Here is a 24894-nt window from a genome sequence, read left to right as displayed (position 1 = left end):
CGGTGTCGGGCCCTCAGTTTTCCTCCCGCAAACTTTTCCCCACGCCGCCGCCCGGATGCACCGCCAGCAAGGTGTCCTTATCGTAACCGCTGCGCGTCATCAGGCAGGCGCAGGCGGCGTCGAAGATCGCCAACACCAGCACAATCGAGGTGGTGGCCAGCATGTTCAGCGGATCTATCTCCTTTTGCACCCCGGTGGCGATCGTCAGCTGCGCCGCCTGCGCGATGGCGGAATGCGGGTTTTCCGTCACCGCGATCAGCGTCACCCCTTTGGCCTGCAGCGTCGGCAGCAGGCGGGTCAGCTCGTCGGAATTGCCGCCGCGCGAGATCAGGATCAGCAGATCGTCGGCGCGCAGAAAACCCAGATCGCCGTGCGCAGCGCCGGTGGCGTCGAGGTAGACCGCCGGCCGCTCCACGCAGGCCAGCATATGGGCTATCTTGCGCGCCGCAATCCCCGAGGTGCCGACGCCGGTGACGGCGATTTTACCGCGGCAGTCGGCCAGCAGCGCCAGCAGCCGTTGCCAGGTGCGCGCATCGAGGCGTTCGCCCAGCTGCGCCAGCTCCTGGCTGTAGGTTTGCCAGCCCTGCACGGCCTGCCGCCACTCTTGCTGCATCACGCCTCCTCCTGCATCAACCGGCGGTATTTCATGTGGTCGTTGTACAGCTCGTGGAACACCCGGTATTTGCGATCGTAGTAGCTTTTTATCTGGTTGGTCTGCGGCGTCACCGTCTTGCCGATGCGGCTCATGGCGCTCATCGCCTCCGGCAAGGTGTCGAACACGCCGGCCGCCACGGTGCCCATCATCGCGCCGCCCAGCAGCATCGCTTCGCTCTCCTCCGGCAGCAGCATGGCGCAACCGGTGGCGTTGGCGTGTTCCTGCACGAAGATCGGGTTCTTGGTGCCGCCGCCGCTGGCCATGATGGTGTCGATGCTGTAGCCGCTGTGGTTCATGGTTTCGATGATGTGGCGGGTGCCGAGCGCGATGGCCTGAATGGTGGCCAGGTAGTGCAGCGCCATGTCCTCCGGCGTGCGCGACAGCTTCAGCCCGGTCAGGATGCCGGTCAGCGTCGGGTTGGCGCGCGGCGAGCGGTTGCCGTGGAAGTACGGCAGCATGTGAATGTCCTGCGTCAGGAAGGCGATGTTCTCCGGCTCGCCGGCCATGCGGCGCAGAATGGCGTTCAGCACCTCATAGATGGTCTGGCCCTGAGTTTTCGCCTGCGCCAGCAGATCCTGATAGCACGGGTGCGACTGGATGACGTGGTCGATCAGTGCGCCGGTGGCGGACTGGCCGCCTTCGTTCAACCAGTATTCCGGCAGGATCGCCGAATAATACGGTCCCCAGACGCCGCCGATAAAGCGCGCGGTGCGTGACATCGCCATATGGCCGGTGGAGGTGCCGCCGATCAGCGCGACGCGGCGGTTGAAGTCGGCCACCTCGCCGGAGACGCCGGTGGCGCCCAGCGTGCCGAGGGTGCCGGCGTGGGCGTCGATGATTGACACGCTCACCGCCGTGCCGGCGATCAGCCCCATCTCGCTGGCGGCGCGCTGAGTCAGGCCGTGGCCCAGCGGCTCGCCCATCATTTTAACGTCGCTGCCGATCTTGGCCGCGTCGTGTTCCAGCACGTCTTCCAGCCCGATCTGCTGGAAGTAGCTCTTGTCCCAACGCTGCTCGTGGCCGAGATAGGTCCACTTGCACACCGTCGAGCACAGCGAGCGGGTGGCGTCCTGGGTGGCGCGCCAGGTGAGGAAGTCCGGCAGATCGAACAGGTAACCGGCGTTGGCCCAGGTGGTGGGCATGTGTTGCTTCAGCCACAGCAGTTTCGGCGTCTGCATCTCCGGCGAAATGATGCCGCCGACGAAGTCCAGCACCCGGTGTTTGGTGGCGTTGATGCGCTCGGCCTGGGCGATCGCCCGGTGATCCATCCACACGATGATGTTCTGCTCGGTGCGGCCGGAGGGGCTGACGGTCAGCGGTTTGCCTTCTTTATCCAGCACCACCAGCGAACAGGTGGCGTCGAAGCCCAGCCCTTTGACCTGGATCGGGTTGATGTCGGCCTGGTTGACCGCGTCGCGCACCGCATTGCACACCGCCTGCCAGATGTTATCCGACGACTGCTCGACGAAATCCGCCTTCGGCCGGTACAGATCGATGGCCCGGCTGGCCTGGCCGACCATGCGGCCATTGAGATCGAATACGCCTGCGCGCGCGCTTCCGGTGCCCACATCTACGCCAATAAAATAGCTCGCCATTATTTTCTCCTCAGGCTTTTCGATTCTGTAACGCGATAAACAGGATCAGCACGCCGCCCCACAGGGCCATGGTCAGGTAGCTGCTGACCCCCAGCAAATTGAGGCCGCTTTCCAACATTTGCAGCACGATCAGCGCCAGCACCAGCCCCAGAATGCGGCCGAAGCCGCCGTCCGGGTTAATGCCGCCCAGCACCGAGGCCAGAATGGTCACCAGCAGATAAGATTCGCCGTAGCCGGCCTTGGCCGAGTTGAACTTGGCCATCATCAGCAGGGCGGCGCCCCAGCCGAGCAGCGCCGACAGGATATACACCGCGATCTGCACCCGCGCGGTGTTCACGCCGCTGAAGCGGGTGGCCTGCTCGTTGGAGCCGATCAGGTACAGGCTGCGCCCCAGCGTGGTGTGCTCCAGCAGCAGCCACAGACCCACCGCCACCAGCAGGAACAGGATCAGCGCCACCGGCACGCCGAGCACGGCGCCGTTGCCGAGAAATTGAATCGCCGCCGGGAAGCCGGAGATCACCGCGCCGTTGGACAGCAGAATATTCAGGCCGGTGATCAGGGTCATGGTGCCGAGCGAGGCGAGGATGGGCGAGACGCCTATCCAGGCTACCAGCGCGCCGTTGAGCGCGCCGATCGCCACCGCCACCAGCAGGCCGGCCAACAGCGCCAGCGCCAGGAACAGCGGCTGGTCGGGATGGCTGACGATGATCGCCGCCATCACCAGCGAACAGGCGTTGGCGCCGGCGATGATCGACAGGTTGATGCCGCCGGTCAGCATGGTGATGCCCATGCCGAGCGCCAGCAGGCCGAGGATCGGCAGCTGCGAGGCGATCGACTGGAAGTTGCCGAGGCTAAAGAAGCGCGATCCGAGCAGCCCGGCGAACAGCAGCGCCACCGCGATGATGATCGCGCCCTGCAGGCGAATGATCCGATCGTTTGGGATCAACCGAGTTAACTGCGTCATGTCAGATCTCCTTGAGCAGCTTGCGTTTTTCGTTCCAGGCGGTGGTGCTGATGCTGATCAAAATGATCGCGCCGCTGAATACCTGGTGCCAATAGGCCGAGACGCTGAGCAGCGTCAGCCCGTTTTGCAGGAAGGCCAGCAGCACCACGCCGAGCAGGGTGCCGGTCAACGATCCGCGGCCGCCGCTCATGCTGGTGCCGCCCAGCACCACCGCCGCCAATACCGTCAGCTCGAAGCCGAGCAGCGAGTTGGGCGCCACCGACTGGGTGATCTGCGCCTGCACCACCGCCGCGACGCCGGCCAGAATGCCCATATAGCCGTAGACGCAGAAGTGCAGCCGCAGCAGGTTCAACCCCAGGCGCGACGCCGCGTCGCGGTTGCCGCCCATGGCGTAGATCTGGCGCCCCAGCCGGGTGCGGTTCATCAGCACGCCGGTGACGACGATGGTCGCCAGCAGGCACAGCAGCGGCAGCGTCAGGCCGTAGTCGTAACCGTCGGCGCCCTGGAACGAGAACCAGTTGATGCCGTTCATGAACCAGTCCGGGAAGCCGTACAGCCAGGTGCCGTTGGTGGCGTATACCAGCAGGCCGTAGAACAGGTTAAGGGTGGCGATGGTGATGATGATCGCCGGCACCTTCAGCCAGTACACCAGGAAACCGTTCACCAGCCCGAGCAGCAGGCCGACGCCAATCGCCAGGGCGAACGCCAGCGGGAAGCTGCCGCCGTGCTGGATCACCCAGCTGGCCATCACATACTGCGCGATGGCGGTGACCGCCGGGAACGAAATGTCTATGCCGCCGGCGATCAGCACCACGAACAGCCCGCAGGCCAGGATGCCGAGAATGGCGTAGCTGGTGGCGACGTCGGTCAGGTTGCCGAGCGTCAGAAACTCATCGGTGCCGGCGCTCAGGCCGATCGCCAGCAGCAACACCAGCAGGCCGAGATAAAACTCGTGCCGCCCGGCCAGGCGGGCCAATAATGACTTATCCATTCACCACCTCGGCGATCTGTTGTTCGGTACTCTGGTGCGGCGCGAACTCGGCGATCAGCTCGCCTTTGCGCATCACCATCACCCGATGGCTGTTGTAATAGGCTTCCGGGATCTCGTCGCAGATCATCAGCACCGCCATGCCCAGCTGCGCCAGATCGCGGGCGATCTGATAGATCCCCTCTTTGTTGGCGATGTCGACGCCGACGGTGGGCGAGTCGAGGATCAGGATCTTCGGCTGGGTCGCGACCCATTTGGCGATGGCGATGCGCTGGGCGTTGCCGCCGGACAGGGTTTTCACCGGCAATGCGCTGTCGGACACCTTGATGTTCAAATCGCGGATCAGCCGGTTAACCAGCTCGGTCGCCTTGGCGTGATCCAGCAGCCCGAGCGAGGTATGCAGCCGATCGAAGACGGTGACGATGGTGTTGTCGTAGATCGATTGCTCCATGATCAATCCCTGCGTCAGACGATCCTCCGACACATAGCCGATGCCGTGGCGCACCGCTTCGCGGTTGTTGTGCAGCTGCACCGCCCGGCCCTCGATGCGGATCTCGCCGCTGTCCGGCCGCGTCATGCCGAACAGGCTGAGGCACAGTTCAGTGCGGCCGGCGCCGAGCAGGCCGACGATCGAGACGATCTCGCCGCCGCGCAGCGCCAGATTGACGTTGCGGTATTTTTCGCCGCGGCTGAGGTTGCGCACTTCGAGCAGCGGCGCTTGTTCGGCCGGCGGCAGCGGGGGCAGCGGGCTGTAATGGAAGCGTTGGCCGGTCATCAGGAACGCCAGTTCATGGCTGTCCAGTTCGCTGGCCGGCCAGGTGCCCACCAGCTTGCCGTCGCGCATCACGCTGATGCGATCGGCGACTTCCATCACTTCGTCCAATCTGTGGCTGACGAACACCACGCAGATGCCGGCCGCCTTCAGTTCGTTGACCACCCGCAGCAGGCCGTCGACTTCCTGGCGGGTCAGCGAGGCGGTCGGTTCGTCCATGATAACCAAGCGCGCTTCGGCGGCGATGGCGCGGCAAATCGCCACCAGCTGCCGATCGGCGATCGACAGTTTTTCCACTTTTTTATCGGGATCGATGTGCACGCCGACCCGCGCCATGGCGTCCAGCGCCGTCTGGCGCATCACCCGCTTGCGCACCCAGAAGTGGCCGCCGGGCAGGTAACGGTGGATGGCGATGTTTTCCGCTACCGTCAGGTTAGGGAACAGCGACAGGTCCTGGTAGATCACCTGTATGCCGTAATAACCGGACAGCTGCGGCGTCAGGGCGTGGAAGAGTTTGCCTTCCAGCGAAATATTGGCGCCTTTTTCCGGCTGATAGACGCCGGAGATGATTTTAATGATGGTGCTTTTGCCGCAGCCGTTTTGTCCGGCCAGGCAGTGCACTTCGCCTTTATTCAGCGTCAGGTTGATCTGGTCTAATGCCAGCACGCCTGGGAATCGCTTGCTGATATTCTCCAGGGTGATAAATGCGGGGGAGGCTGTCATAACGTTAACCTGTGCTTGCGTAGCGGCCGAAGCCCTGGGCGCAGCAACGCTGCGCCCCTACGAGGGTTTAACTACTTTCCCGGTGTGGCGAAATTACGCGAAAAATCAGAATCCGAGCGATTGGGCGTTGTCTTTGGTCACTTCCAAAATCTTATTAAACCGAATCACTTTGTGTTCCATATCGACGTCGGCTTTGCCGAGGCCCTCGATCGACAGGTCCTTATTCACTTCTTTGCCCTGCAGCAGCTGGTCGGCCACCGTCACCAGCGCATAACCGGCGTCTTTCGGATCCCACAGCAGCGCTTTCTTGATGTCGCCGCGCATCAGGTAAGGAGCGGCCTGCGCCGGCATGGCGATGCCCACCACCGCGATTTTGTCCTTGGCGCGTTTCTTGGCCACCGCCTGGCCGGCGCCGATTGGGCCGAGCGAACCGAAGCCGATGATGCCCTTCATCTGCGGATAGGTTTTCATCAGATCCAGCGTGGTGGCGTAGGATTTGTCGATGCTTTCCGCCACCGGCAAGCGCGAGGTGACTTCAAACATGTCCGGGTATTTTTCTTTCTGGTATTTGATGGCGGAATCGGCCCAGGCGTTGTGCAACGGCACAGTCAGCGAGCCGACGTAGATCGCGTAGCCGCCTTTGCCGCCCATGTCTTTCGCCAGCTCATCGACGTTGGCCTGCGCGTATTTCTCGCTGTCGATGGTCTCGATGTCCCACTGGCCGATCTGCTGATCCGGGGATTCATGGGTCAGCACCACGATGCCTTTGTCGCGCGCTTTTTTCAGCACCGGCTCCAGCACCTTGGCGTCGTTCGGCACCACGATGATGGCGTTGACGTTCTTGGCGATCAGATCCTCAATCACCTTGACCTGCGCGGCCGGATCCGGCGTAGAAGGGCCGGTCTGGTAAGCGTTGACGTCGAGTTTTTTCGCCGCTTCGTTGACGCCCACTTCCATGCGGTTGAACCACGGAATGCCGGTCACTTTGGCGACCACGGCAATCTCATATTTATCAGCGGCGAACACAGGTGTTGTCGATAACATGCACGCAGAAACCACACATGCATTTAATAATGCGAGGTTAAATTTCATTAGCTGTACCTTTTTTTATCTGTAGGGGTGGCGGTTTTTCCACCGCTGCAGATTACAAAGGAATGGAAGAGGGGGCGTAGCCGAAGTTAATGAAATGTGACCTGTGCACATTTAAGTAAAATACTGGCGTATTTAGTGTTAAATAAATGTTTAATGATTTGGCGGTGGTAAATTTACTACCAATTAAACGGCCATAAATAACTTTTTATTAACTTTTAATTAACGTTTGTGCATCATTTTGATGGCTTGGACGCGGAAAAAAATGCCGGCGCAGAGGCCGGCATTGAAGCATTTAATCGATGTGTGAACAAGATCACCTTTGCGCCCGATTACAGCACGCCCTGGGCCAGCATCGCCTCCGCAACCTTAACGAAACCGGCGATATTCGCGCCGTGTACATAGTGGGTTTGCTTGCCCTCGCCGCCGTATTCCACGCAGGCATGGTGAATATCCGCCATGATATGTTGTAAACGTACATCCACTTTTTCCGCCCGCCAGCCGATGCGCGCGGCGTTTTGCGCCATCTCCAGCCCCGAGGTGGCCACGCCGCCGGCGTTGGCCGCCTTGCCGGGCGCGAACAGCACCCCGGCGTCGAGGAAGGCGTCGGTGGCCTGGATGGTGGTCGGCATGTTGGCGCCTTCCGCCACCGCTTTCACCCCGTTGCGGATCAGCGTCTGCGCCGCCTCGAGATCCAGTTCGTTCTGGGTGGCGCACGGCAGGGCGATATCCACCGGCACGTTCCACGGCTGCTGGCCCGCCAGGTAGGTCAGGCCGCGTTCGCGGGCGTAGTCCGCCACCCGGCCGTAGCGCTGGTTTTTGATCTCCGCCAGGTGCGCCAGCTTCTCGGTGGTGAAGCCGTCTTCGTCCACCAGAGTGCCGCCGGAATCCGACACGGTGATCACGCGCGCGTCCAGCTCCAACGCTTTCTCGATGGTGTACTGCGCCACGTTGCCGGAGCCGGACACCGCCACCCGCATGCCCTCAAAGCCCAAGCCGTGGCGCTGCAGCATGGCGTCGGTAAAGTACACCAGGCCGTAGCCGGTCGCCTCGGGGCGGATCAGGCTGCCGCCGAAGGAGAGCCCTTTGCCGGTAAACACGCAGGCGGTGTTGTTGGACAGTTTCTTCATCATGCCGGCCATAAAGCCGACTTCACGGCCACCGACGCCGATGTCGCCGGCCGGCACGTCGGTGTCCGGGCCCAAGTGGCGATACAGCTCGGTCATCAGCGCCTGGCAGAAACGCATGATCTCGCCCTGGCTTTTGCCTTTCGGATCGAAATCGGAGCCGCCTTTGCCGCCGCCCATCGGCAGGGTGGTCAGCGCATTCTTGAAGGTCTGCTCAAAGCCGAGGAACTTCAGGATCGACAGGTTTACCGACGGGTGGAAGCGCATGCCGCCCTTGTAGGGGCCGATGGCCGAGTTGAACTGGACGCGAAAGGCGCGATTGACCTGCACCTGGCCGCGATCGTCCACCCAGCTGACGCGGAACTGAATGATGCGCTCGGGCTCCACCAGGCGCTCCAGCAGCGCCTGTTCGCGATAGCGCGGGTTGCGCTCGATAAATGGCCACAGCGAGGTGAACACTTCGCGCACGGCCTGCAGATATTCCGGCTGGTGGGGGTTATGGCGTTGTAACGAGGACAGGAAAGACTCTACCGATACGGCATATTCCATGGATAACTCCTTTTAGCATTAAATTTTCCCCCGCTATTTCTTATAGATTTGGGTATAGGTGATGCCCGGGGGAGGATGTTGTGTCTTTAGCGACTATATCATCGGAGGGCGGTTGATTATCAAGCGATTAATCGGCGTGGCGGCATGAAAAACGCCCGCAGGGCGCGGGCGTTGGGCAGTTAAGTTGGCAAGCGCTTACTTTATTCGTCTTCTTCGTCGCGCAGCGGCACGATCAGCATATCGATGTGCACGGTATTGATCAGCTGGCGAGCGGAAGACATCAGCTTGCTCCAGAAGTCCTGGTGGTGGCCGCACAGCACCAGGTCCATGTCGTATTTCTTGATGGCGTCCACCAGCACCTGCGCCAGATCGCCGCTGCCGCTCAGGGTCTCGGTGATCGGGTAGCCGGCGTTTTGCGACAGCTCGGTCAGCGCCTGGTGGGTTTCTTCAGAGATGCGCTTTTGCATGTCGCCGAGATTGACGTCGATAAGGCCAGTATAGAGATCGGAATAGTTGACATCGACGTGGATCAGAGAAACTTTGGCGTTATACGGCCGCGCCATAGAGACGGCTTTTTCTACCAGGATCTTGCTTTCCGGGGATAGGTCTACCGCGATCAATATGTGTTTGTAAGCCATAAGAATACTCCTTCCATAAACATGCCGATTAAAAAGGGTTAGCAGGCGTTCCGTGTACCCGCCTGGCGCTTTTGGTTCCATAGTATCATTCGGATAACGCAATGATATGTTGGGGCGATCACACTGCGCCGCATCGAAAATCTCTGCGCACGATACCTTTCGTTGTACACCCGCGCGGCGAAAAAGCCTAAGGGTTATACGGGTTTTAACGGTCTGACCGCTTGAATTATAAGCGTTATTAAACAAAGTATAGCGCTAAATGTGCAATCAGCGCTCCAGATGCGGTTGTAGCAGGCTTTCAAACCACTCATGAAACACCGCCAAACGGCGGGAACGCTGGCGGCGATGGGGGTAGATCAGGGCGATCGGCATGGAGGCGGCGCGGTAACCGGGCAGGACTTCCACCAGTTCACCGGCGTCGAGCAGGTGTTGCACGTCGTAGCGCGGGATTTGCATCAGCCCCAGCCCCGCGCGGCAGCAGGCGATATAGCTTTCGGCGTTGTTGACCACCACCCGGCTGGGCAAGTCGAGCCGCTGGGTGTGGCCGTCGCCGGTCAGGTATTCCCAGGGGGATTCGCGGCCGGTTTTGGGCGAGGCGTAGCCGATGCTCCAGTGCCCCTCGGCGAGATCGGCGGGATGAAGAGGATGGCCGAATTCGCTCAGGTAGGCGGGGCTGGCGCAGTTGATCAGCGCGATATGGCCGAGCGGGCGCATCACCAGGCTGCTGTCGTGCAGATCGCCGACGCGCACCGCGCAGTCGACCCCTTCCTGCACCAGATCGATGGCGCGATCGGCGGAGCCGAGCACCAGCTGCAGATGAGGGTGGCGCCGCAGCAGGCTGGGCAGCGCCGGCGCGATCAGCCGACGGGCGATGCGGCTCGGCACATCGACGCTGAGCCGCCCGGAGGCCTGCCGTTGGCTGGCCTGAAACGACTGATCGATATCCTCCACCTCGGCCAGCAGCGGGCGCAGCCGTTCGAGCAGCTGTTCGCCGTCGGCGGTCAGCCGCACTTGCCGTGTGGTGCGGTGCAGCAGGCGCACGCCCAGCTGCGTTTCCAGTTGCTGAACGGCGGCGGACACCGAGGCGCGCGGCACCTCCAGCGCATGGGCCGCCCGGATAAAGCTGCCCATCTCCGCCACCTGCACGAATACGCGGTATTGATTGAATCTGTCCATCTCGTTGACCTGCTGTTCCTTGGCGCTGTTTCTGACAGAGAGTGTAGCCGCATGGCGCGGTTGCGCGCGAGCAGGTGCGGGGGCGATAGGTGCCCCCGCCGGGTTTATTTGGTGGTGTAGCCGCCGTTGATCAGGATGGTTTGGCCGGTTATCCACCAGCCGTCGCTGACCAGATGACGGATGAACGGCACCACGTCTTCGATATCGGTCAGGCCGGTTTGGCTGAATGGCGACAGCGCCGCCGCCGTCTTGTGGTAGGCCACGGCGTCCGCGCCTTCCGCCGGGTAGAAGAACGGGGTATCCATCGGGCCGGGGCCGACCGCCGTCACGGAGATGCCGCGCTCGCCGAACTCCTTGGCGGCGGCGCGGGTGAAGTGCTCCACCGGCGCTTTGGTGCCGGCGTAAGCGGCGTAGAACGGAGTGAAGGCGCCGAGCAGCGAGGTGACCAGCGTGCAGATTTTGCCGTTGTCGTTAAGATGCTTACCCGCTTCTTTCAGAAAGAAGAACGCGGTTTTGGCGTTGACCGCAGTCATCTCGTCGTACTCGGCTTCGCTGATGTCGATCAGCGGCTTTTTCAGCACCTTGCCGACGGTATTGATGGCGATATCCGGCTTGCCGACGGCGGCGACAGCATCGGCGAACAGCTTCTCGACCGCGCCCGCCGTGGTCAGATCGGCCTGCAGCGCGACGCCTTGCGCCCCGGCGGCCTGAATGGCGGCGACGGTTTTCTCCGCCTCGGTTTTGGAGGCGGCGCTGTTGTAGTGGATCACCACCGCTTTGGCGCCTTGCTCAGCCAAATCGCGCGCGATCAGCCCGCCGAGGTTCTTGGCGCCGCCGGCGATCAGGACGGTTTTTCCCTTGATTGAATGGTTTGCCATAACAGTTTCCTTGGATAAGCGTAACGGAAACCTGAGTCTAGCCAGCGTGGGGGGAAAGATCAGCGGCGTGGCGCGGGATAGACTATCCATAAAAACAGCCTAATCGAAAACGGGCGGTTATCACTTATAACGCCCCGGCAGGTGACTTTTCGGCACAGGGCGGTAAATTTTATCCACTGCTCAGGCCAGTTTGCGTTTCATTAACCTACAATGATGGATATGGGCCTCATCATTTCTCCTCTGAGTAGAACCATGCCGTGCAAATCTCATCGTGCGGTGCGGCAACGTCTTCGGAGGCGGTGGGTTATGGGCGTGGCCCGTGCAGGCAAAAAAAGGGGATGAGAGCGGTAAGCTCCAGCAGAGTATCGGGTAATGAGGTAGGGCGGTTGGACCCGGCGGATGGCCGCGGATAACAACGCCTTGAGGGGGCAATCATGATCAGTACCGTCGCGCTGTTTTGGGCCTTGTGTGTGGTGTGTGTGGTTAACATGGTGCGGTATTACTCTTCTCTGCGCGCGCTGCTGGTGGTATTGCGCGGCTGTGACCCGCTGCTGTACCAATATGTCGACGGCGGCGGCTTCTTTACCGCCCACGGCCAACCCAGCAAGCAGCTGAGGCTGGTGCGTTATATCTTCGCGCAGCGCTATGTCGAGCACCACGATCCGGAGTTTATTCGCCGCTGCGAGCGGGTGCGCGGGCAGTTTATGCTGACTTCGGCCCTGTGCGGCCTGGTGGTCATCTGCCTGATAGCGATGATGATTTGGTATTAATGCCTTTCTGTTTCCCTTGATGCAGGACAAAAAAAAGGCGGCCATGCGGCCGCCTTCCTCATGATGCTTGTCGCTTAGATCAGCTTCAACGCGACCCAATACAGCGCACCGGAAAGCAGAATCGAGATTGGCAGGGTGAGCACCCAGGCCAACAGGATGTTCTTCACGGTTTTGCTCTGCACGCCGCCGCCGTCCACGATCATCGTCCCGGCAACCGCCGAAGAGAGAACGTGGGTGGTGGAGACCGGCATGCCGGTATAACTCGCCACGCCGATCGACAGCGCCGCGGTCATCTGGGCCGATACGCCCTGGGCGTAGGTCATGCCTTTCTTGCCGATCTTCTCGCCGATGGTGGTGGCTACGCGTTTCCAGCCCACCATGGTGCCGAGCGACAGCGCCAGCGCGACGGCGACGATGATCCACATCGGCGCGTACTCGACGGTCTGCAGCAGATCCTGACGCAGGTTCTTCAGGAAGCGCTGATCGGCGGATGAGGTTTCCGGCAGCTTGGCGACTTTATCCGCCGTGTCGGTCACGCACATCAGCAGGCGGCGCAAATGGCTGCGCTGCTCAACCGTCAACTGATCGTAGCTTTGCAGGTTGGTCAGCATGCCCTGAGCCAGCTCGATCGCCGGCATGGCGCGCGAACTGTCGCAGTGGAACTCGGCCGGTTTGCCAGGCGTGGCTTCGTCATCCGGGCTTGGCACCAGCGGCGTCAACGACACCGCATGCGACAGCGCGTCGCCGTGCTGCTGGTAATATTGCTGCAGGTGGGTCACGGCGTCACGCGTACGGGTGATGTCATAACCGGTTGCATTCATATTGACCACGAAGCCGGCCGGGGCAACGCCGATCAGCACCAGCATGATAAGGCCGATGCCTTTCTGACCGTCGTTGGCGCCGTGCGAGAAGCTGACGCCAATCGCCGACAGGATCAGCGCGATACGGGTCCAGAACGGCGGCTTGCGTTTGCCGTCGACCTTTTCACGTTCCGCTGGGGTCATGTGGATACGCTGGCGTTTCTTGGTGCCACTCCAATAGCGGCGCAAGGCGAACACCATCACTCCCGCCACCATCATGCCGACCAGCGGCGAGAACAGCAGAGAAAGGAAAATGCCAATCATTTTCGGGACGTTAAGCGCATCCACGACCGAAGTGTGGGTCATCAGGGCGTTGGTTAAACCGACACCGATGATTGCGCCTATCAGCGTATGGGAACTGGACGCCGGCAAACCGAAATACCAGGTGCCGAGGTTCCAGATGATTGCCGCCAACAGCATGGAGAAGACCATGGCTAATCCGTGTGCTGAACTGACGTTCAACAACAGATCGGTAGGCAACAAGTGGACGATGGCGTAAGCAACACTCAAACCGCCGAGCATTACGCCAAGAAAGTTGAACAAACCTGCCATCACGACCGCAAGTTGCGAGCGCATGGCGCGGGTATAAATAACTGTAGCGACCGCATTGGCCGTATCATGAAAACCGTTGATGGCTTCATAAAACAACACGAACAACAATGCGAGAATTAACATCAGGCCGGTATGGAAATCCAGGCCAGCGAACAAATGCAGCATAAGCGTTACGCCAGTTTGTGGACATGAACGCCGCGCATTATCAGTGACAACCGGTGCCGGGGAAAAGGAAAATATGACGTTTTTTTGATTTGGACATGACGAAATGGTGGCGTGTCTATAACAAAAATATGGAATATCAACGCGTTAATCTGCTCTGACCTCTGTAATATTTTCTTACTATGGCGTTGGCGGCGCGGGGGCTTTACAATCTGCCGCCGTGAATTTGGCGGTGACCGGCGGCGAAACAGCGTAATATGGCGCTCTTTTGTCGCGATTGTGGTTTTGATAAGTGAGGCTCAGGTGGAACAGTTTGATGTCGTAGTGATTGGGGCGGGCGCCGCCGGCATGTTTTGCGCCGCGCAGGCGGGGCAACTCGGTTGCCGCGTGTTGCTGCTCGACAACGGCAAAAAACCGGGCCGCAAGATCCTGATGTCCGGCGGCGGGCGCTGCAACTTCACCAACATGTACGCCGAACCGGCGGCCTATCTGTCGAACAACCCGCATTTTTGCAAGTCGGCGCTGGCGCGCTACACCCAGTGGGATTTCATCGATCTGATCAACCGTTACGGCATCGCCTACCATGAAAAAACGCTGGGGCAGCTGTTCTGCGACGATTCGGCGCAGCAGGTGGTGGATCTGCTGGTCAAAGAGTGCGAGCTGGGCCAGGTGACGATGCGCCTGCGCAGCGAAGTGCTGGGCGTAGAGAAAACCGAGAATGGCTACGCGCTGGCGCTGAATGGTGAAAAAGTGAGCGCTCGCTCACTTGTGGTGGCCAGCGGCGGATTATCCATGCCGGGGCTGGGCGCCTCGCCGTTCGGTTACAAGCTGGCGGAGCAGTTCGGCCTCAGGGTGCTGCCGACGCGCGCCGGGCTGGTGCCGTTTACCCTGCATAAGCCGCTGCTGGAGCATGTGCAAACGCTGTCCGGCGTGTCGGTGCCGGCGGTGATCACCGCCGAGAACGGCGTCAGCTTCCGTGAAAGCATCCTGTTCACCCATCGCGGCCTGTCCGGCCCGGCGGTATTGCAGCTGTCCAGCTACTGGCAACCGAGTGAGTATGTGAGCATTCACTTACTTCCTGAGCTTGATCTGGCGGGCTTCCTTGATGAACAGCGCCTGCAGCACCCGAACCAAAGCCTGAAAAACACCCTGGCGCTGCACTTGCCGAAGCGGCTGGTGGAATGCTTGCAGACCCTGGGACAACTGCCGGAGGCGACGCTGAAGCAGCTGAATGCGCCGCAGCAGGCGGCGCTGGTGGATCTGTTGCAGAACTGGCGCGTGCAGCCGAACGGCACCGAGGGTTATCGCACGGCGGAGGTGACGCTCGGCGGCGTCGATACCAACGAACTTTCTTCCAAGACGATGGAAGCCCACAAGGCGCCGGGGCTCTATTTTATCGGCGAAGTGGTGGACGTGACCGGGTGGCTGGGCGGTTACAACTTCCAGTGGGCCTGGAGCTCGGCCTGGGCCTGCGCCCAGGCGCTGGCGGCGCAGGGGCGTTAACGTTCAGCAGTGACGGGTTAGGCCGATTTTTTTGGCATAAAACGCAGACACAACCCAGCGACCGCCGCTGCTGCTGCATAAAGCATCAGCAGGTAGGCGGTCGAAAGCGCCTCCGGATCGCCGAGACCCCATTCATTAGACTTGTGAACCATTTCCCACGCCATGTCCGGTGTCAGCAGCAGCCGAGAGGGAATGATGTTCGGCAAGACAGCGAATACCAGGACAAAAATCACCGAGGCGATCGGTTTTCTCAGCCGACGAGGTTCCATTTTCTCTTGCCTGTTAATTGCACCCTGCCGGCCCTTTCAATTCCACGCGATTGCCGTCCGGATCGCTGAAATAGATGGACGGCCCGTCGCCTTCCGCGCCGTAGCGCGATTCGGCGGGATCAGCGTCGATCCCCTGCGATCGCAGGTAGGTCAGCAACGCGTCTTCGTTGAACGGATCGATGCGCAGGCAAAAGTGATCGACGTTCTGCTGTCTGGCATCGGGCGGCATGCCGCCTTTTCTTCCGAGCATGCCGTTGACGTCCACCAGATCGATCATGGAGGCGCCGGCGCGCAGGTGCACCAGCCCCAAATCCGGCCGCTGTTTGGCGATATCACAACCAATGACCTGGGTATAAAAACGCAGGCTGTTCTGCATATCGCGCACGCGCAGAACCACATGATCGATATTCTTCAGGCTGAAAGGGGGCATGGTTCTCTCCCAAGAGCGGTACGTGACTCTTTAGCTTAAGCGGTCGCGCCCGATTTATCCTCTTTTCTCCCCTATTGCTGTCAGCGCCGCCGCTTATCGCAAAGCGGCCACGATCTCCTCCAGCTCAGCACGCCGCGCCTCACCAAGAGCGCTGTCCATCGCGGCATTCTCCGCCAGCAGGGTTTGCAGGCCGATCAGCCAGTCATAAATATAAAACGCGGTATTCTTGGTCGGCGTCGGCGCCAGCCGGGTCAGCCGTTGCTGGCCGCTCCAGTCCACCGCCGGCTGCAGCGGCGGGGTAAAGATCGGTTGGCCGGGATTGACGCGGCTCTCGGGGCGCGTGGCCGCGTCGCGCCGCTGGAAGCCGAGCCAGGCGACGAAGTCGCCCAGTAGCGCCAGCGCCTGGCTGATCTGCCGATCTTCACCCTGTTCCGGCAAGCTCCCGGCGCACAGCGCGCGCTCCAGTTCGTCGTCGAGCCGCAGGCGGCAGGCGGCGCCGATCAGCGCATCGACCAGCAGTTCGAGGTGCGGCCTGTCGACGCCGAGCAGATCCAGCAACCGGCGGCTGTCAGGCAGCGCGCGCAGATGGTTGACCCAGTCGGCGAAGATCCGCGCGGCGAAAGGCGATGCGGGCTGCTCGCCGGGCGCCGCAGGGTCTTGCGCACCGAACAGATCGATATCCAGCCCAAACGGCGAAGGCGGCGTCGTCTGGGACGGCGTCGTATGCTGCTGTTGCTGATAAAGCTGGCGCAGCGTATCGCGCTGGGGCAGCAACCGTTCCAGCAGTTCGCCGTGGCGGCCGGCCTGCGCCTGCAACGCGCGCAACAGCTGCTGGGCGCGTTGCTGCGCCGCGTGCGGATCGGCGACGGAGAGCCAGTTGCCGAGCAGGCTTTCCGTCAGTTCGCGCTGCAACTCTTCACGCTGTTCGAGCAAGCGCGCTTGTTTGTGGGCCGGGCGCGCCTGTGCAGCCAGGTAGTTCACCATCCGGCGGCAGTCCTGTTCATCCAGCGCCAGCAGCGTGGCCCAGCTGTCGCCGGGCTCGCCGACCTGACGCTGGACGGCATCGTCGGGCCGCGCTTTGCCTTCCTGACGCAGGTCGAACGGCGTGATCGCCCAGATTAAACCGGGCTTGCGGCGCTGGCGCAGCGCCGGGGTTTCCCCCTGGGTGTGGTTGACCCAATCGGCGAGCGCCTGGCCGACGCGCGCGGCGTCCTGCGGCGTGGCGGCGGCATCGGTCACCAGCAGCAGGCTGGCGTGCAGGCCGTCGGCGCAACGGGCCAGTAAATGGGCGCGCTTCGCCTGCTGCAGACGCTGCGCCGGCTCCGCCTGCGGACAGATGCGGCTGCCGGGCAGGTCGATCAGCGCCACGTCGGCGGGCAAGCCTGCCTGCGTCGTCTGCGGCAGCAGGGTGGTCACTTCTGCGGTCAGCCAGGCCAGATCGCTCAGTGCGATCTCCCGTTGATCGCCGTTTTCGGTCATGACGGCGATCGTGGCGTTTTCCAGTGCGGCGCTTGCGGTCAGCAGCGCCAACGCACGGCGCGGGGCATGAACCCGTCTGCTGCCGTCGAGCGCCTGCAACGCGTGCGCCAGCTGGCGGTAACGCGCCGTCAGCGTCGCTTCCTCTCCCCACAGCGGCGCAAACAGGCGCGCGCGGTCATCGATGCTCAACTGCGGCGCCAGCGTCACCGCCTGCGGCCAGAAGTGCCTGTCGAGCGTGGATTGCTCTTTGTCGCCGTGGCGGCGCAGGCTGTCCCACAGCGCCAGTACGGCATTGCCGTCGAGGCCATCGATGGCGATCGCCTGTCGGTGGCGCGTCAGCGCTTGCAGGTGGTCGGCGATGGCGCGGGCGTCCCAGTCCGGGCGGAAGCCGCTCATCGCGGCGGCGTCAATCGTCATGGCCAACCACTGCGCTTCATCGAGCAAGGCGAGGGCGATCGGATAATCGGCGGGCCCCGCCTCGGCCGCCGTGCAGTAGCGCACCGCGAGCGAAAGGTCCGCGTCGAAGCGCTTCGCGCCGGGCGCCAGCGCCGCCAACAGATGGGCTTTGGCGGCGGCGTTGTGGCCATATAAACCGATGGCGACCTGCGCAGACCGTGTGTTTTCCAACAGTGCGGCGCGGTTATGGCAACGCCGCAAACGCTGTATCAGCCGATCGGCTTCCCGCTCCAGGCGGGCGGAGTGATGGCGTGCGGCGTCCACCCAGTCGATCGCCTGCAAAATGCCGGCGCTGAGCGCGTTATTCGGAGCCGCTGGGGCGAGGGTTTGCGTGTTCATCGTGGGTAAATGCTCCCGCTGTCTATCCAGTAGTGGGTCGCACCGGAGGCGCTGGCAGCCAGGGTATTGAGTTTCAGTTGCAGGTGGTGCGCCGGGACGGGGCTGCCGTCGGCCAGCAGCGCCTGGGCGATCTTGACGCTCTCGGCGCCCTGCTCGGCGCTGGCGGTGATGGCCAACCGCAGGCCGATCACCGCGTCGCCGGCCAGCTTGCGCGCCAGCTGGGCGTCATTGATGGTCAGCGTATAGAGCGGCGAGGCCGGCCAGCGTTCGTTGTCCAGCTGGCGGAAGCCCAGACGCAGCGGGCCGCGCAGCTGGAAGCTGCCGGCGGGATCGAGCGCGAAATCGGCGCGATCCAGATCGATGTCGCGGTAATAGACGTTATCGTCCGCCAGCATGTTGTTGCCGTCCAGCATGCCCAGATAGCGAATGGTGGAGTAGGGCTGGAAATCGCCGACGTTGAAGTAAAAGCTCTCCAGCCGCAGATCGATCGCCAGCAGGCACAGCATGGCGCCCACGGCAGCGGTGGATTTCGGGTTGTCGATGCGGCCGCGTTTGTTGAACGGGTACCAGCTGCGGGTGTGATACCCCTCGAGCGGCAGAATGCGGCTGGCGGGCAGCGGCTGCAGGTGGCGCAGCAGCGCCTGCACGCCGGGGAAGCTCGCCGGGCGGCCGGTCAGCAGCAACACGTCGCAGGTGTACAGCGCCACCACTTCGGCCAGCAGGCGCAGACAGCGGCCGATGCCGATGCGATCGGACAAGAAAGCGGCGTGCAGGTCGGCCAGGCGGATCACCAGCGGGGTGTGCAGGATATCGAAGGCGTCGCTGTCGGCTTCGCGCTGCACTTCGCCGTTGATAAACGCCAGCACCTGCGGCGTCGGCCGCTGCGGCAGCAGATCGCCGAGGCCGGCGGCGATTTCCGCGCGGCTGTCCAGCGGATCGTACTGCTCATAGGCGGCGAGCAGCGCGCGTCCGGCGGGCATGAAGATCTGCAGCGCGGCCTGTTGACGCAGGGTGGAAAGCCCGTCCATGCGCCCTTCGTTGCCGAACAGTTTGTCCATCAGCGCCGCAGCGGCGCTCACGCCGGCGGCCTCGAACGCCTGTTGCACGGCGGGCAAGACAAACTGCTGGATGATGTCCAGCAAGATATCGTCGCCGGCGACCTTAAAGCCCTCGCGGAACAGCAGGCGCGGGTTGATTTTGATGTTGTTGCCTACGCCGTCATCGAGCGAGTAGTGCGTGATCGCCAGATCGGTGGTGCCGCCGCCGATGTCGATGGAGGCGATGCGCAGCGTCTTGCCGGGCTGTTCACCCGGCGCCAGCGGCCGATCGGGCCGAGCCATGGCGGCGAAGAAGGCGTCGGTGCGGCCGGCGAAGTTCACCTGGGTTTCGTTGTACAGATAGACCATCTGGCCGCAGGTGGCTTCGTCCCACTCGATCTGCACCTGCGGCGCCGGGAAGCGAGTGTGCGCGCCGTCGAACGGCGCATCCTGCGGGTGCCAGCCGAGGGCTTTCCACACCAGCCCGATCGCTTCCTGCATGCGGCGGCGGAAGATCTCCCGCTCCGGCTTCGGCATCGCCGACGGCAGCGTCAGGATGATGGCGCGTAAACGGCGCGGGGCGGCGGCGTTCGGCATGCGGCTGCGCTGGGCGATGCTGTTGATCTGCATCAGCGCCTGCGCCAACAGCTCGCTCAGCATCAGGCTCATCACCGCGCTGCGGCTGTAATGGGCGGCGAACACCGGCAGCCGTTCGGCCGTCGGCAGGGCGGACAGCGGCACGCCCTCGTCGTTGATCAAGGTGGTCAACGGCGCGGCGGCGGCCATCGGCTCGTGCCGCTCGTTGAAGCGCCAGCCGGGCGCATAGCGCTCTTCGTCCCACAGATAGCGGCGCGGGCTGGAGATGCCGGTGGTGCCTTCATGCCCTTCGCGTCGCTGCGCCAATTGCGCGGCTTCACGGCCGACGCGGGTGATGGACGGCCATTGGAAGGCGTCGTCGCGTCCGCTCTGGAAGGACAGATGTGGCTTGCCGAACGCGGCCCGAGAAAACTCCACCCGGCTCTCGAACAGTTCGTTGTAGACGTGATGCGGTTCGGACAGCGAACGCAGCTGCAGCTCATAGGTTTGCTTCAGGCCGTTGCTCTCTTCCGGATGGTCTTCGACCAGCACGCCGCAGGTGTGAGAATTGCCGACGTCCAGCACCAGATCGACGTCGATCGCCGGCTGTTGCAGCGTCGCCGCCGCCATTTTTATCTGCGGCACCGTCAGCTGATGGCCGAGCATGTGCAACAGGTTGAGGTAGTGCGCCTGATACTCGAAGGTTTTCAGCCCGGCGTTGATCTCCGCCTCGGCGCGCTGTTCCCGCTCGGCGGCGCGCTGGCTGAACGCCTCGCGCAGCCAGCCGTCCACCCAGGTCAGATCGAGGAACTCGCCCAGCTCGTGGTTGCGGTGCGCCAGCGCGAAGCTCAGATCGGCGCCGAGATCGCTCTCGCCCGGCGCCAGCGCTTCCTGGCCGGGCACGGCGGCGCGGGTATCGAAGGCCAGCACCACCCGCAGCAGGTTGCCGTCCTGATCCGGTTCATCCAGTTGCACCACCTGCAGGCGAGCCCAGTTATCCGGGCCTGACAAAAATATCCCCGAGGCGGTATAGCGCAAGAACGGCAACGGCAGCCAGAGCTTATCCAGCAGGCGCAGCGACTGCTGCAGCGGGTAGCTGAACTCCGGCCGCACCACTTCGGGGGCTTGCCCGCCCTCGGCCGGCAGCTGATATTTGCCGCTCTCGGCCTCCCATTGCAGGCGCAGCAGCGGGCCGCTGGCGGTCTTGCGCACGAATTTGCCGGGAAACTCGGCGTCCAGCCGCGGGGTCAGGGCAAAGTCCATAAACTGAATGCCGCTGTCCTGAATCAGCGTAATGCCGTGTTTGTAGTCCGTAAGGGGTGCCAGCATCATTTACTCTCGCGCTTGAACGTCATGGGATAGGTGGTGTCCGCATCGTAGCGGCCGGTGCATTCCGCGGCCCCGGTCTCGCCCTGGCGGCAGACGATTTCCGGGATCTGGTAGCGGCTGCCGTCGCTGCAGCGCGCTTTGGTGCGGCTGTTGATCACCAGATTGCCGGACTGCATCAGCCCGGCCTCGACCGCCACCCGGCAGGTGACGCCGTCGCCGTAGGCGATGACGGCGCTGCCTTTGCCCGCGTTCAGGCGGTATTGCAGGCTGGGGCGCTTGCCGGTGATCGGATCTTTCAGCGCCACCGTGACGCGCCATTTGCCGTTAAGGAAACGGGTGGAGCCGGCCTTCACCGCCTCGGGCGGCAGCACCAGCGCATTTTTGTCCGCCGGCTGCGGGATGACCGGCGCCGGGGGCGGCGGCATCAGCGTGGCGTGCGCCAGCGGCAAGCGCAGCTCAGGCAACGGCGCGGCGGTTTTTTCCGCCGGTGCCGGATGGCGCACCTCAGCCGGCATCGCCGGTTGCGGCGGCGGTGAGCGGTGCAGCCAGGCGGCCAGCGCCGCGCTGCCTAGCAGCAGTACCGGCAACAACCACAGCGCGTGGCGTCGACGCGGGCGAACAACGGCGGGGGATTCGGCGGGCGCCGTCGGGGCGGGCACCGGTTCAGGCTCGGCGGCCGGGGCCGGTTTTACCGGTTCGACAACGGCCGGTTTGCGCGGCGCGGCGGCGATCGGCGCCGGTTTTTCCACTTCCGATTCGAGCGGGCGCAGGCAGGCTAACGGATCGTCCGGGCTCTGCGCCTGCGGTTTGATAAAGCCCCAAAAGGTCAGCACCGGCCGATCGTCCACCAGGTAGACGTGGTTGGGATCGGGAATGTGCATCGCTTTGGCCAGCAGCGCGCCGAACAGGCGGTGGCTGGGGTGATCGGTCGCCCGGGTCTGTTCGGTCAGGCTGCGGAAGGTCGCCAGACAGTGTTCCAGGTGGCGCACCGCCTGCGCGCGCTGGGCATCGCTTGCCGCCAGCCAGGAGGTCACCTTGCCCGGAAAGGGCGCATACCAGTCGATGCGCGTGCCGCTTTCGTTCGGCTGGGGGATCGCCAGACAGTCGGCGGCCTGCTGCTGTCGGCGAAGACGCAGGGTTTCCCGCAGCTGCTGCGCGCAGGCGTAGATCGGTTGCCCGTTTTCGCCTAAAGCCAGCACATCATCCAAACTGCCACTGCGTAAGAAGGGTTTCACCACGGCGCCGCACCTTGTCCTGTTCTGCAAAAACGCATAAAAGTCCATGGTACCCCGCCGGCGATGCCGCCAAACGGCCAAGGACAGCCCGAAAAACGCCCTTCTTTGGCGTTAGCGGCGCACTTTGGCAACCGGCACAGTGAAAATCTCGCTATCTGGACCTGTTTGTGAACCGCTTTATCTGAAAAATAGAACGCAGCCCCGGCAAGCGACGCCTGGGGAACGATGTTCTCTTTCACTATGACCTCGCCTCGCGGGTTGCCGATTTCGGTATGCCTCAGGCGTGCGGAGCATTCGCATGATGGACAGTCAGTCTGAAAAAACGCTTGTTGTTACCCCTGCTCATCCCGCCGTCGGGCATTCGGCTCAGGGCTGGATGAACGGTTTCCTCGGCATGATTATCTTCAGCGGCTCGTTGCCCGCCACCCGGGTGGCGGTGCTGGAGCTCGATCCGCTGTTTCTGACGGCGATCAGGGCGGCGATCGCCGCTTTGCTGGCCCTGTGCGCGCTGCGGATCACTCGCCAGGCGCGGCCGACGCGGGCCGATTTGCCGCCGTTGCTGTTTGTGGCGCTCGGCGTGGTCATCGGTTTTCCGCTGCTGACGGCGCTGGCGCTGCAGCACACCACCTCGGCGCATTCGCTGGTGTATATCGGCCTGCTGCCGCTGGCAACCGCCGGTTTTGGCGTATTGCGCGGCGGTGAGCGCCCCAAGCCCGCTTTTTGGGCTTTTTCGGGCATCGGTGCCGCGCTGGTGGGGGCGTTCGCGCTGAGCCAGGGGAGCGGCGGCGCCTGGCAGGGAGATATGCTGATGGTCGGCGCGGTGCTGCTGTGCGGTTTGGGTTATGCCGAAGGCGCGGTGCTGTCGCGCCGGATCGGCGGCTGGCAGGTGATCTCCTGGGCGCTGGTGGCGGCGTTGCCGTTGACGCTGGCGGCCGCATGGTGGGCGGCGCCGGCCGCTTGGCCCGTCGTCAGCGGCGCCGCCTGGCTGTCGCTGGCTTACGTCTCGGTGTTCAGCATGTGGATCGGCTTTATCTTCTGGTATCGCGGCCTGGCGCAGGGCGGCATCGCCGCCGTCGGGCAATTGCAGCTGCTGCAGCCGTTCTTCGGCCTGGCGCTGGCGGGCTGGCTGCTGCAGGAAACCGTCCAGCCGATGATGATCGTCGTGATGGCCGGCGTGGTGGTTTGCGTGTTCGGCGCCAAGCGCTTTTCTCGCTAGGCCCCGTTGCGGGCGCAGGCGCGGATCACCTCGCCGAGCCGTTCCACCGCCTGCTGCACCTGGCGGTCATCGTAACCGCCCAACCCCAGCACCAGACCCGGCTCACCGTGGCCGGGCGCATACATCGGCGATACCGCCCGCAGCGCCAATCCGGCTTCGTTGGCCTGCTGGGCGACCTGCACGTCGTCGAGATCTTTCCTCAGCCACAGCACCATGTGCATGCCCTGATCGCAGGGCTGCACCCTCCCCAATTCGGCCGGGATGCGCGCGTTGATCGCCTCGATCAGCACCCGGCGTTTCTCGGCGTAGACACCGCGCATTTTGCGGATATGCCGGTCGAGATACCCTTCGGCGATAAAGGCGGCCAGTACGTGTTGATCCGCGCTGGGCGGGTGACGATCCATCAGGATCCGGGCGCCGCAAAAGGCGTCGACCAGCGGCGGCGGCACGATGGCGTAACCCAACCGCAGCGAAGGGAACAGCACCTTGCTGAAGGTGCCGAGATAGAGCGTCCGCTCGGGCGCCAACCCTTGCAGCGAAGGGAACGGGTGGCCGGCGTAGCGCATCTCGCTGTCGTAATCGTCTTCCACGATCCAGGCCTGCCGTTCTCTGGCCCAGGCCAGCAGGGCGCTTCTTTTCGCCATGCTCATCGGCATGCCCAGCGGATATTGATGCGACGGCGTGACAAAAGCGGCTCGGGCGTCGGCGGCCAGGCGCACGCCGGCGGCAACGTCGATGCCGTCGTCGGCGACGGGCACCCTGATCATGTGCCGATCGCGAAACAGGCTGTTAAAAAGGGCGGTGATGCCGGCGTAGGCGGGATCCTCGACCCAGGCGCTGTCGCCGGCGTCCAACAGGATCTGCGCGGCCAGATACAGTCCCTGCTGGGTGCCGGCGGTGATGAGGATTTGCTGCGGCGTGCAGTTTACCGAGCGGGAACGGCGCACATAATCGCAGATGGCTTCGTGCAGCGGCAGGGCGCCCAACGGATCGCCATAGCCGGACGGGGCGCCGGGGCCGCGCGCCCGGATGCGGTTGCCGAGCCGCCGCCAGATATCGTCGGGCGCGGTATCGCCGATCGGGACCGACACGGTGAACGGCACCGACGGCAGCGCCCGCGCCTGGGCGGCAAAAACGCGCCAGATGCTGCGCCTGTGAAGAAAGCGGCACGGCTGTGGCCGGAGCGGTTTGCACCGTTGCGTGTGGCGTGCGGCGCGGCGCCTGATAGTGGGCGACCCGGGTGCCGGAGCCGGGCTGCGGTTCAAGAAAGCCTTCCGCCGTCAGCTGAGCAAACGCCTCCAATACCGTGCCGCGCGCCAGATTCAGCGCCGCCGACAGCCGGCGCGTCGAAGGCAGCAGATCGCCCGCTTTCAGATCGCCTTTGTGGATGGCCCGGCGCAGTGCCTGCGCCAGTTGGTGGCTTAGCTGCCCCGCCTGGCGGTCAATCTCGCCGAGGGCGGGGACGTCAACGACTTGGGCTGTTCTGGGCATGCATTCCGGTCCATATTAAAAAAAGAAATTGCTTAG

At 63.1% G+C, this 24894-nt stretch carries 19 protein-coding genes and 1 pseudogene; 3 read left to right on the top strand and 17 right to left on the bottom strand.

What is annotated here, in order from left to right:
- Nucleotides 1–13: 13 nt before the first annotated feature.
- From SERRSCBI_RS22535 to SERRSCBI_RS22490, 10 genes are all read right to left on the bottom strand, one after another.
- A complete protein-coding gene (locus tag SERRSCBI_RS22535; RefSeq protein ID WP_042785538.1) occupies nucleotides 14–613 on the bottom strand; it encodes an SIS domain-containing protein in 600 nt (199 codons plus the stop codon).
- On the bottom strand, nucleotides 613–2250 hold the full coding sequence (locus SERRSCBI_RS22530) for an FGGY-family carbohydrate kinase (protein ID WP_042785537.1): 1638 nt from the start codon (nucleotides 2248–2250) through the stop codon (nucleotides 613–615). Before SERRSCBI_RS22530 ends, SERRSCBI_RS22535 begins: the two co-directional genes overlap by 1 nt.
- 10 nt (nucleotides 2251–2260) lie before the next feature.
- Nucleotides 2261–3214: an ABC transporter permease gene (locus SERRSCBI_RS22525; protein WP_016930441.1), complete on the bottom strand. Its 954-nt coding sequence runs from the start codon at nucleotides 3212–3214 to the stop codon at nucleotides 2261–2263.
- Nucleotide 3215: 1 nt separating this feature from the next.
- Nucleotides 3216–4205: an ABC transporter permease gene (locus SERRSCBI_RS22520; RefSeq protein ID WP_015379367.1), complete on the bottom strand. Its 990-nt coding sequence runs from the start codon at nucleotides 4203–4205 to the stop codon at nucleotides 3216–3218.
- The gene (locus SERRSCBI_RS22515; RefSeq protein WP_028128101.1) at nucleotides 4198–5697 is read right to left on the bottom strand and encodes a sugar ABC transporter ATP-binding protein; all 1500 of its coding nucleotides are present in this window, start codon (nucleotides 5695–5697) and stop codon (nucleotides 4198–4200) included. The genes SERRSCBI_RS22520 and SERRSCBI_RS22515 overlap by 8 nt, the downstream gene beginning before the upstream one ends.
- A 105-nt stretch (nucleotides 5698–5802) precedes the next feature.
- On the bottom strand, nucleotides 5803–6789 hold the full coding sequence (locus SERRSCBI_RS22510; RefSeq protein WP_033636379.1) for an autoinducer 2 ABC transporter substrate-binding protein: 987 nt from the start codon (nucleotides 6787–6789) through the stop codon (nucleotides 5803–5805).
- 329 nt (nucleotides 6790–7118) lie between these two features.
- The gene (gene gdhA / locus SERRSCBI_RS22505) at nucleotides 7119–8462 is read right to left on the bottom strand and encodes an NADP-specific glutamate dehydrogenase (protein ID WP_021505207.1); all 1344 of its coding nucleotides are present in this window, start codon (nucleotides 8460–8462) and stop codon (nucleotides 7119–7121) included.
- Nucleotides 8463–8662: 200 nt separating this feature from the next.
- Nucleotides 8663–9100: a universal stress protein UspA gene (uspA, locus tag SERRSCBI_RS22500; protein ID WP_004930988.1), complete on the bottom strand. Its 438-nt coding sequence runs from the start codon at nucleotides 9098–9100 to the stop codon at nucleotides 8663–8665.
- 267 nt (nucleotides 9101–9367) lie between these two features.
- Nucleotides 9368–10276, bottom strand: coding sequence for a LysR family transcriptional regulator (locus tag SERRSCBI_RS22495; RefSeq protein ID WP_042785536.1), 909 nt, complete (start codon nucleotides 10274–10276; stop codon nucleotides 9368–9370).
- Nucleotides 10277–10380: 104 nt separating this feature from the next.
- Entirely contained in the window at nucleotides 10381–11154 is a 774-nt protein-coding gene (locus SERRSCBI_RS22490) for an SDR family oxidoreductase (RefSeq protein WP_033645349.1), read from the bottom strand.
- A gap of 434 nt (nucleotides 11155–11588) precedes the next feature.
- Here SERRSCBI_RS22490 and uspB point away from each other — a divergent pair, with 434 nt between their 5' ends.
- A complete protein-coding gene (uspB, locus tag SERRSCBI_RS22485; RefSeq protein ID WP_004930978.1) occupies nucleotides 11589–11924 on the top strand; it encodes a universal stress protein UspB in 336 nt (111 codons plus the stop codon).
- A gap of 74 nt (nucleotides 11925–11998) precedes the next feature.
- Here the strand turns inward: uspB and pitA are convergent, their stop codons facing one another.
- The gene (gene pitA, locus SERRSCBI_RS22480) at nucleotides 11999–13501 is read right to left on the bottom strand and encodes an inorganic phosphate transporter PitA (protein WP_033645348.1); all 1503 of its coding nucleotides are present in this window, start codon (nucleotides 13499–13501) and stop codon (nucleotides 11999–12001) included.
- Nucleotides 13502–13801: 300 nt separating this feature from the next.
- On the opposite strand from pitA, the gene SERRSCBI_RS22475 reads away from it, so the two are divergent.
- On the top strand, nucleotides 13802–15001 hold the full coding sequence (locus SERRSCBI_RS22475; protein ID WP_042785535.1) for an NAD(P)/FAD-dependent oxidoreductase: 1200 nt from the start codon (nucleotides 13802–13804) through the stop codon (nucleotides 14999–15001).
- A 17-nt stretch (nucleotides 15002–15018) separates the two neighbouring features.
- Here SERRSCBI_RS22475 and SERRSCBI_RS22470 read toward each other — a convergent pair whose 3' ends face one another.
- The 5 genes from SERRSCBI_RS22470 to SERRSCBI_RS22450 all read right to left on the bottom strand — a co-directional run bounded on the left by SERRSCBI_RS22470 (nucleotide 15019) and on the right by SERRSCBI_RS22450 (nucleotide 22154).
- The gene (locus tag SERRSCBI_RS22470; protein ID WP_042785534.1) at nucleotides 15019–15270 is read right to left on the bottom strand and encodes a hypothetical protein; all 252 of its coding nucleotides are present in this window, start codon (nucleotides 15268–15270) and stop codon (nucleotides 15019–15021) included.
- A gap of 13 nt (nucleotides 15271–15283) precedes the next feature.
- Nucleotides 15284–15700 carry a VOC family protein gene (locus tag SERRSCBI_RS22465; RefSeq protein WP_042785532.1) on the bottom strand — a complete coding sequence of 139 codons (417 nt, stop codon included), beginning with the start codon at nucleotides 15698–15700 and terminating at the stop codon, nucleotides 15284–15286.
- A 93-nt stretch (nucleotides 15701–15793) separates the two neighbouring features.
- A complete protein-coding gene (locus SERRSCBI_RS22460; RefSeq protein ID WP_042785531.1) occupies nucleotides 15794–17974 on the bottom strand; it encodes a virulence factor SrfC family protein in 2181 nt (726 codons plus the stop codon).
- On the bottom strand, nucleotides 17971–20916 hold the full coding sequence (locus SERRSCBI_RS22455; RefSeq protein WP_042785813.1) for a virulence factor SrfB: 2946 nt from the start codon (nucleotides 20914–20916) through the stop codon (nucleotides 17971–17973). The genes SERRSCBI_RS22460 and SERRSCBI_RS22455 overlap by 4 nt, the downstream gene beginning before the upstream one ends.
- Nucleotides 20916–22154: an SrfA family protein gene (locus tag SERRSCBI_RS22450; RefSeq protein WP_042785812.1), complete on the bottom strand. Its 1239-nt coding sequence runs from the start codon at nucleotides 22152–22154 to the stop codon at nucleotides 20916–20918. The genes SERRSCBI_RS22455 and SERRSCBI_RS22450 overlap by 1 nt, the downstream gene beginning before the upstream one ends.
- Before the next feature lie 298 nt (nucleotides 22155–22452).
- Here SERRSCBI_RS22450 and SERRSCBI_RS22445 point away from each other — a divergent pair, with 298 nt between their 5' ends.
- Nucleotides 22453–23367, top strand: a complete 915-nt coding sequence (locus SERRSCBI_RS22445) for a DMT family transporter (protein ID WP_042785811.1) — start codon at nucleotides 22453–22455, stop codon at nucleotides 23365–23367.
- Here the strand turns inward: SERRSCBI_RS22445 and SERRSCBI_RS22440 are convergent.
- A pseudogene (locus SERRSCBI_RS22440) lies at nucleotides 23364–24858 on the bottom strand (PLP-dependent aminotransferase family protein). The gene SERRSCBI_RS22445 and the pseudogene SERRSCBI_RS22440 sit on opposite strands and share 4 nt — an antisense overlap.
- Between the last annotated feature and the right edge of the window lie 36 nt (nucleotides 24859–24894).

It is taken from the genome of Serratia sp. SCBI, from assembly GCF_000747565.1.
GTDB classification, from domain to species: domain Bacteria; phylum Pseudomonadota; class Gammaproteobacteria; order Enterobacterales; family Enterobacteriaceae; genus Serratia; species Serratia ureilytica.
Note: the sequence above shows the minus strand (reverse complement) of the source record. Positions and strands in the feature narration are given on the sequence as shown.

Excerpts from the sequence above, each read along its gene's own strand:
- SERRSCBI_RS22490 (WP_033645349.1), bottom strand. The coding sequence starts at position 11,154 with ATGGCAAACCATTCAATCAAGGGAAAAACCGTCCTGATCGCCGGCGGC.
- SERRSCBI_RS22445 (WP_042785811.1), top strand. The coding sequence starts at position 22,453 with ATGGACAGTCAGTCTGAAAAAACGCTTGTTGTTACCCCTGCTCATCCC.
- SERRSCBI_RS22495 (WP_042785536.1), bottom strand. The coding sequence starts at position 10,276 with ATGGACAGATTCAATCAATACCGCGTATTCGTGCAGGTGGCGGAGATG.
- uspB (WP_004930978.1), top strand. The coding sequence starts at position 11,589 with ATGATCAGTACCGTCGCGCTGTTTTGGGCCTTGTGTGTGGTGTGTGTG.
- SERRSCBI_RS22460 (WP_042785531.1), bottom strand. The coding sequence starts at position 17,974 with ATGAACACGCAAACCCTCGCCCCAGCGGCTCCGAATAACGCGCTCAGC.
- SERRSCBI_RS22470 (WP_042785534.1), bottom strand. The coding sequence starts at position 15,270 with ATGGAACCTCGTCGGCTGAGAAAACCGATCGCCTCGGTGATTTTTGTC.
- SERRSCBI_RS22520 (WP_015379367.1), bottom strand. The coding sequence starts at position 4,205 with ATGGATAAGTCATTATTGGCCCGCCTGGCCGGGCGGCACGAGTTTTAT.
- gdhA (WP_021505207.1), bottom strand. The coding sequence starts at position 8,462 with ATGGAATATGCCGTATCGGTAGAGTCTTTCCTGTCCTCGTTACAACGC.
- SERRSCBI_RS22455 (WP_042785813.1), bottom strand. The coding sequence starts at position 20,916 with ATGCTGGCACCCCTTACGGACTACAAACACGGCATTACGCTGATTCAG.
- SERRSCBI_RS22465 (WP_042785532.1), bottom strand. The coding sequence starts at position 15,700 with ATGCCCCCTTTCAGCCTGAAGAATATCGATCATGTGGTTCTGCGCGTG.
- SERRSCBI_RS22525 (WP_016930441.1), bottom strand. The coding sequence starts at position 3,214 with ATGACGCAGTTAACTCGGTTGATCCCAAACGATCGGATCATTCGCCTG.
- SERRSCBI_RS22510 (WP_033636379.1), bottom strand. The coding sequence starts at position 6,789 with ATGAAATTTAACCTCGCATTATTAAATGCATGTGTGGTTTCTGCGTGC.
- SERRSCBI_RS22535 (WP_042785538.1), bottom strand. The coding sequence starts at position 613 with ATGCAGCAAGAGTGGCGGCAGGCCGTGCAGGGCTGGCAAACCTACAGC.
- uspA (WP_004930988.1), bottom strand. The coding sequence starts at position 9,100 with ATGGCTTACAAACACATATTGATCGCGGTAGACCTATCCCCGGAAAGC.
- pitA (WP_033645348.1), bottom strand. The coding sequence starts at position 13,501 with ATGCTGCATTTGTTCGCTGGCCTGGATTTCCATACCGGCCTGATGTTA.
- SERRSCBI_RS22530 (WP_042785537.1), bottom strand. The coding sequence starts at position 2,250 with ATGGCGAGCTATTTTATTGGCGTAGATGTGGGCACCGGAAGCGCGCGC.
- SERRSCBI_RS22515 (WP_028128101.1), bottom strand. The coding sequence starts at position 5,697 with ATGACAGCCTCCCCCGCATTTATCACCCTGGAGAATATCAGCAAGCGA.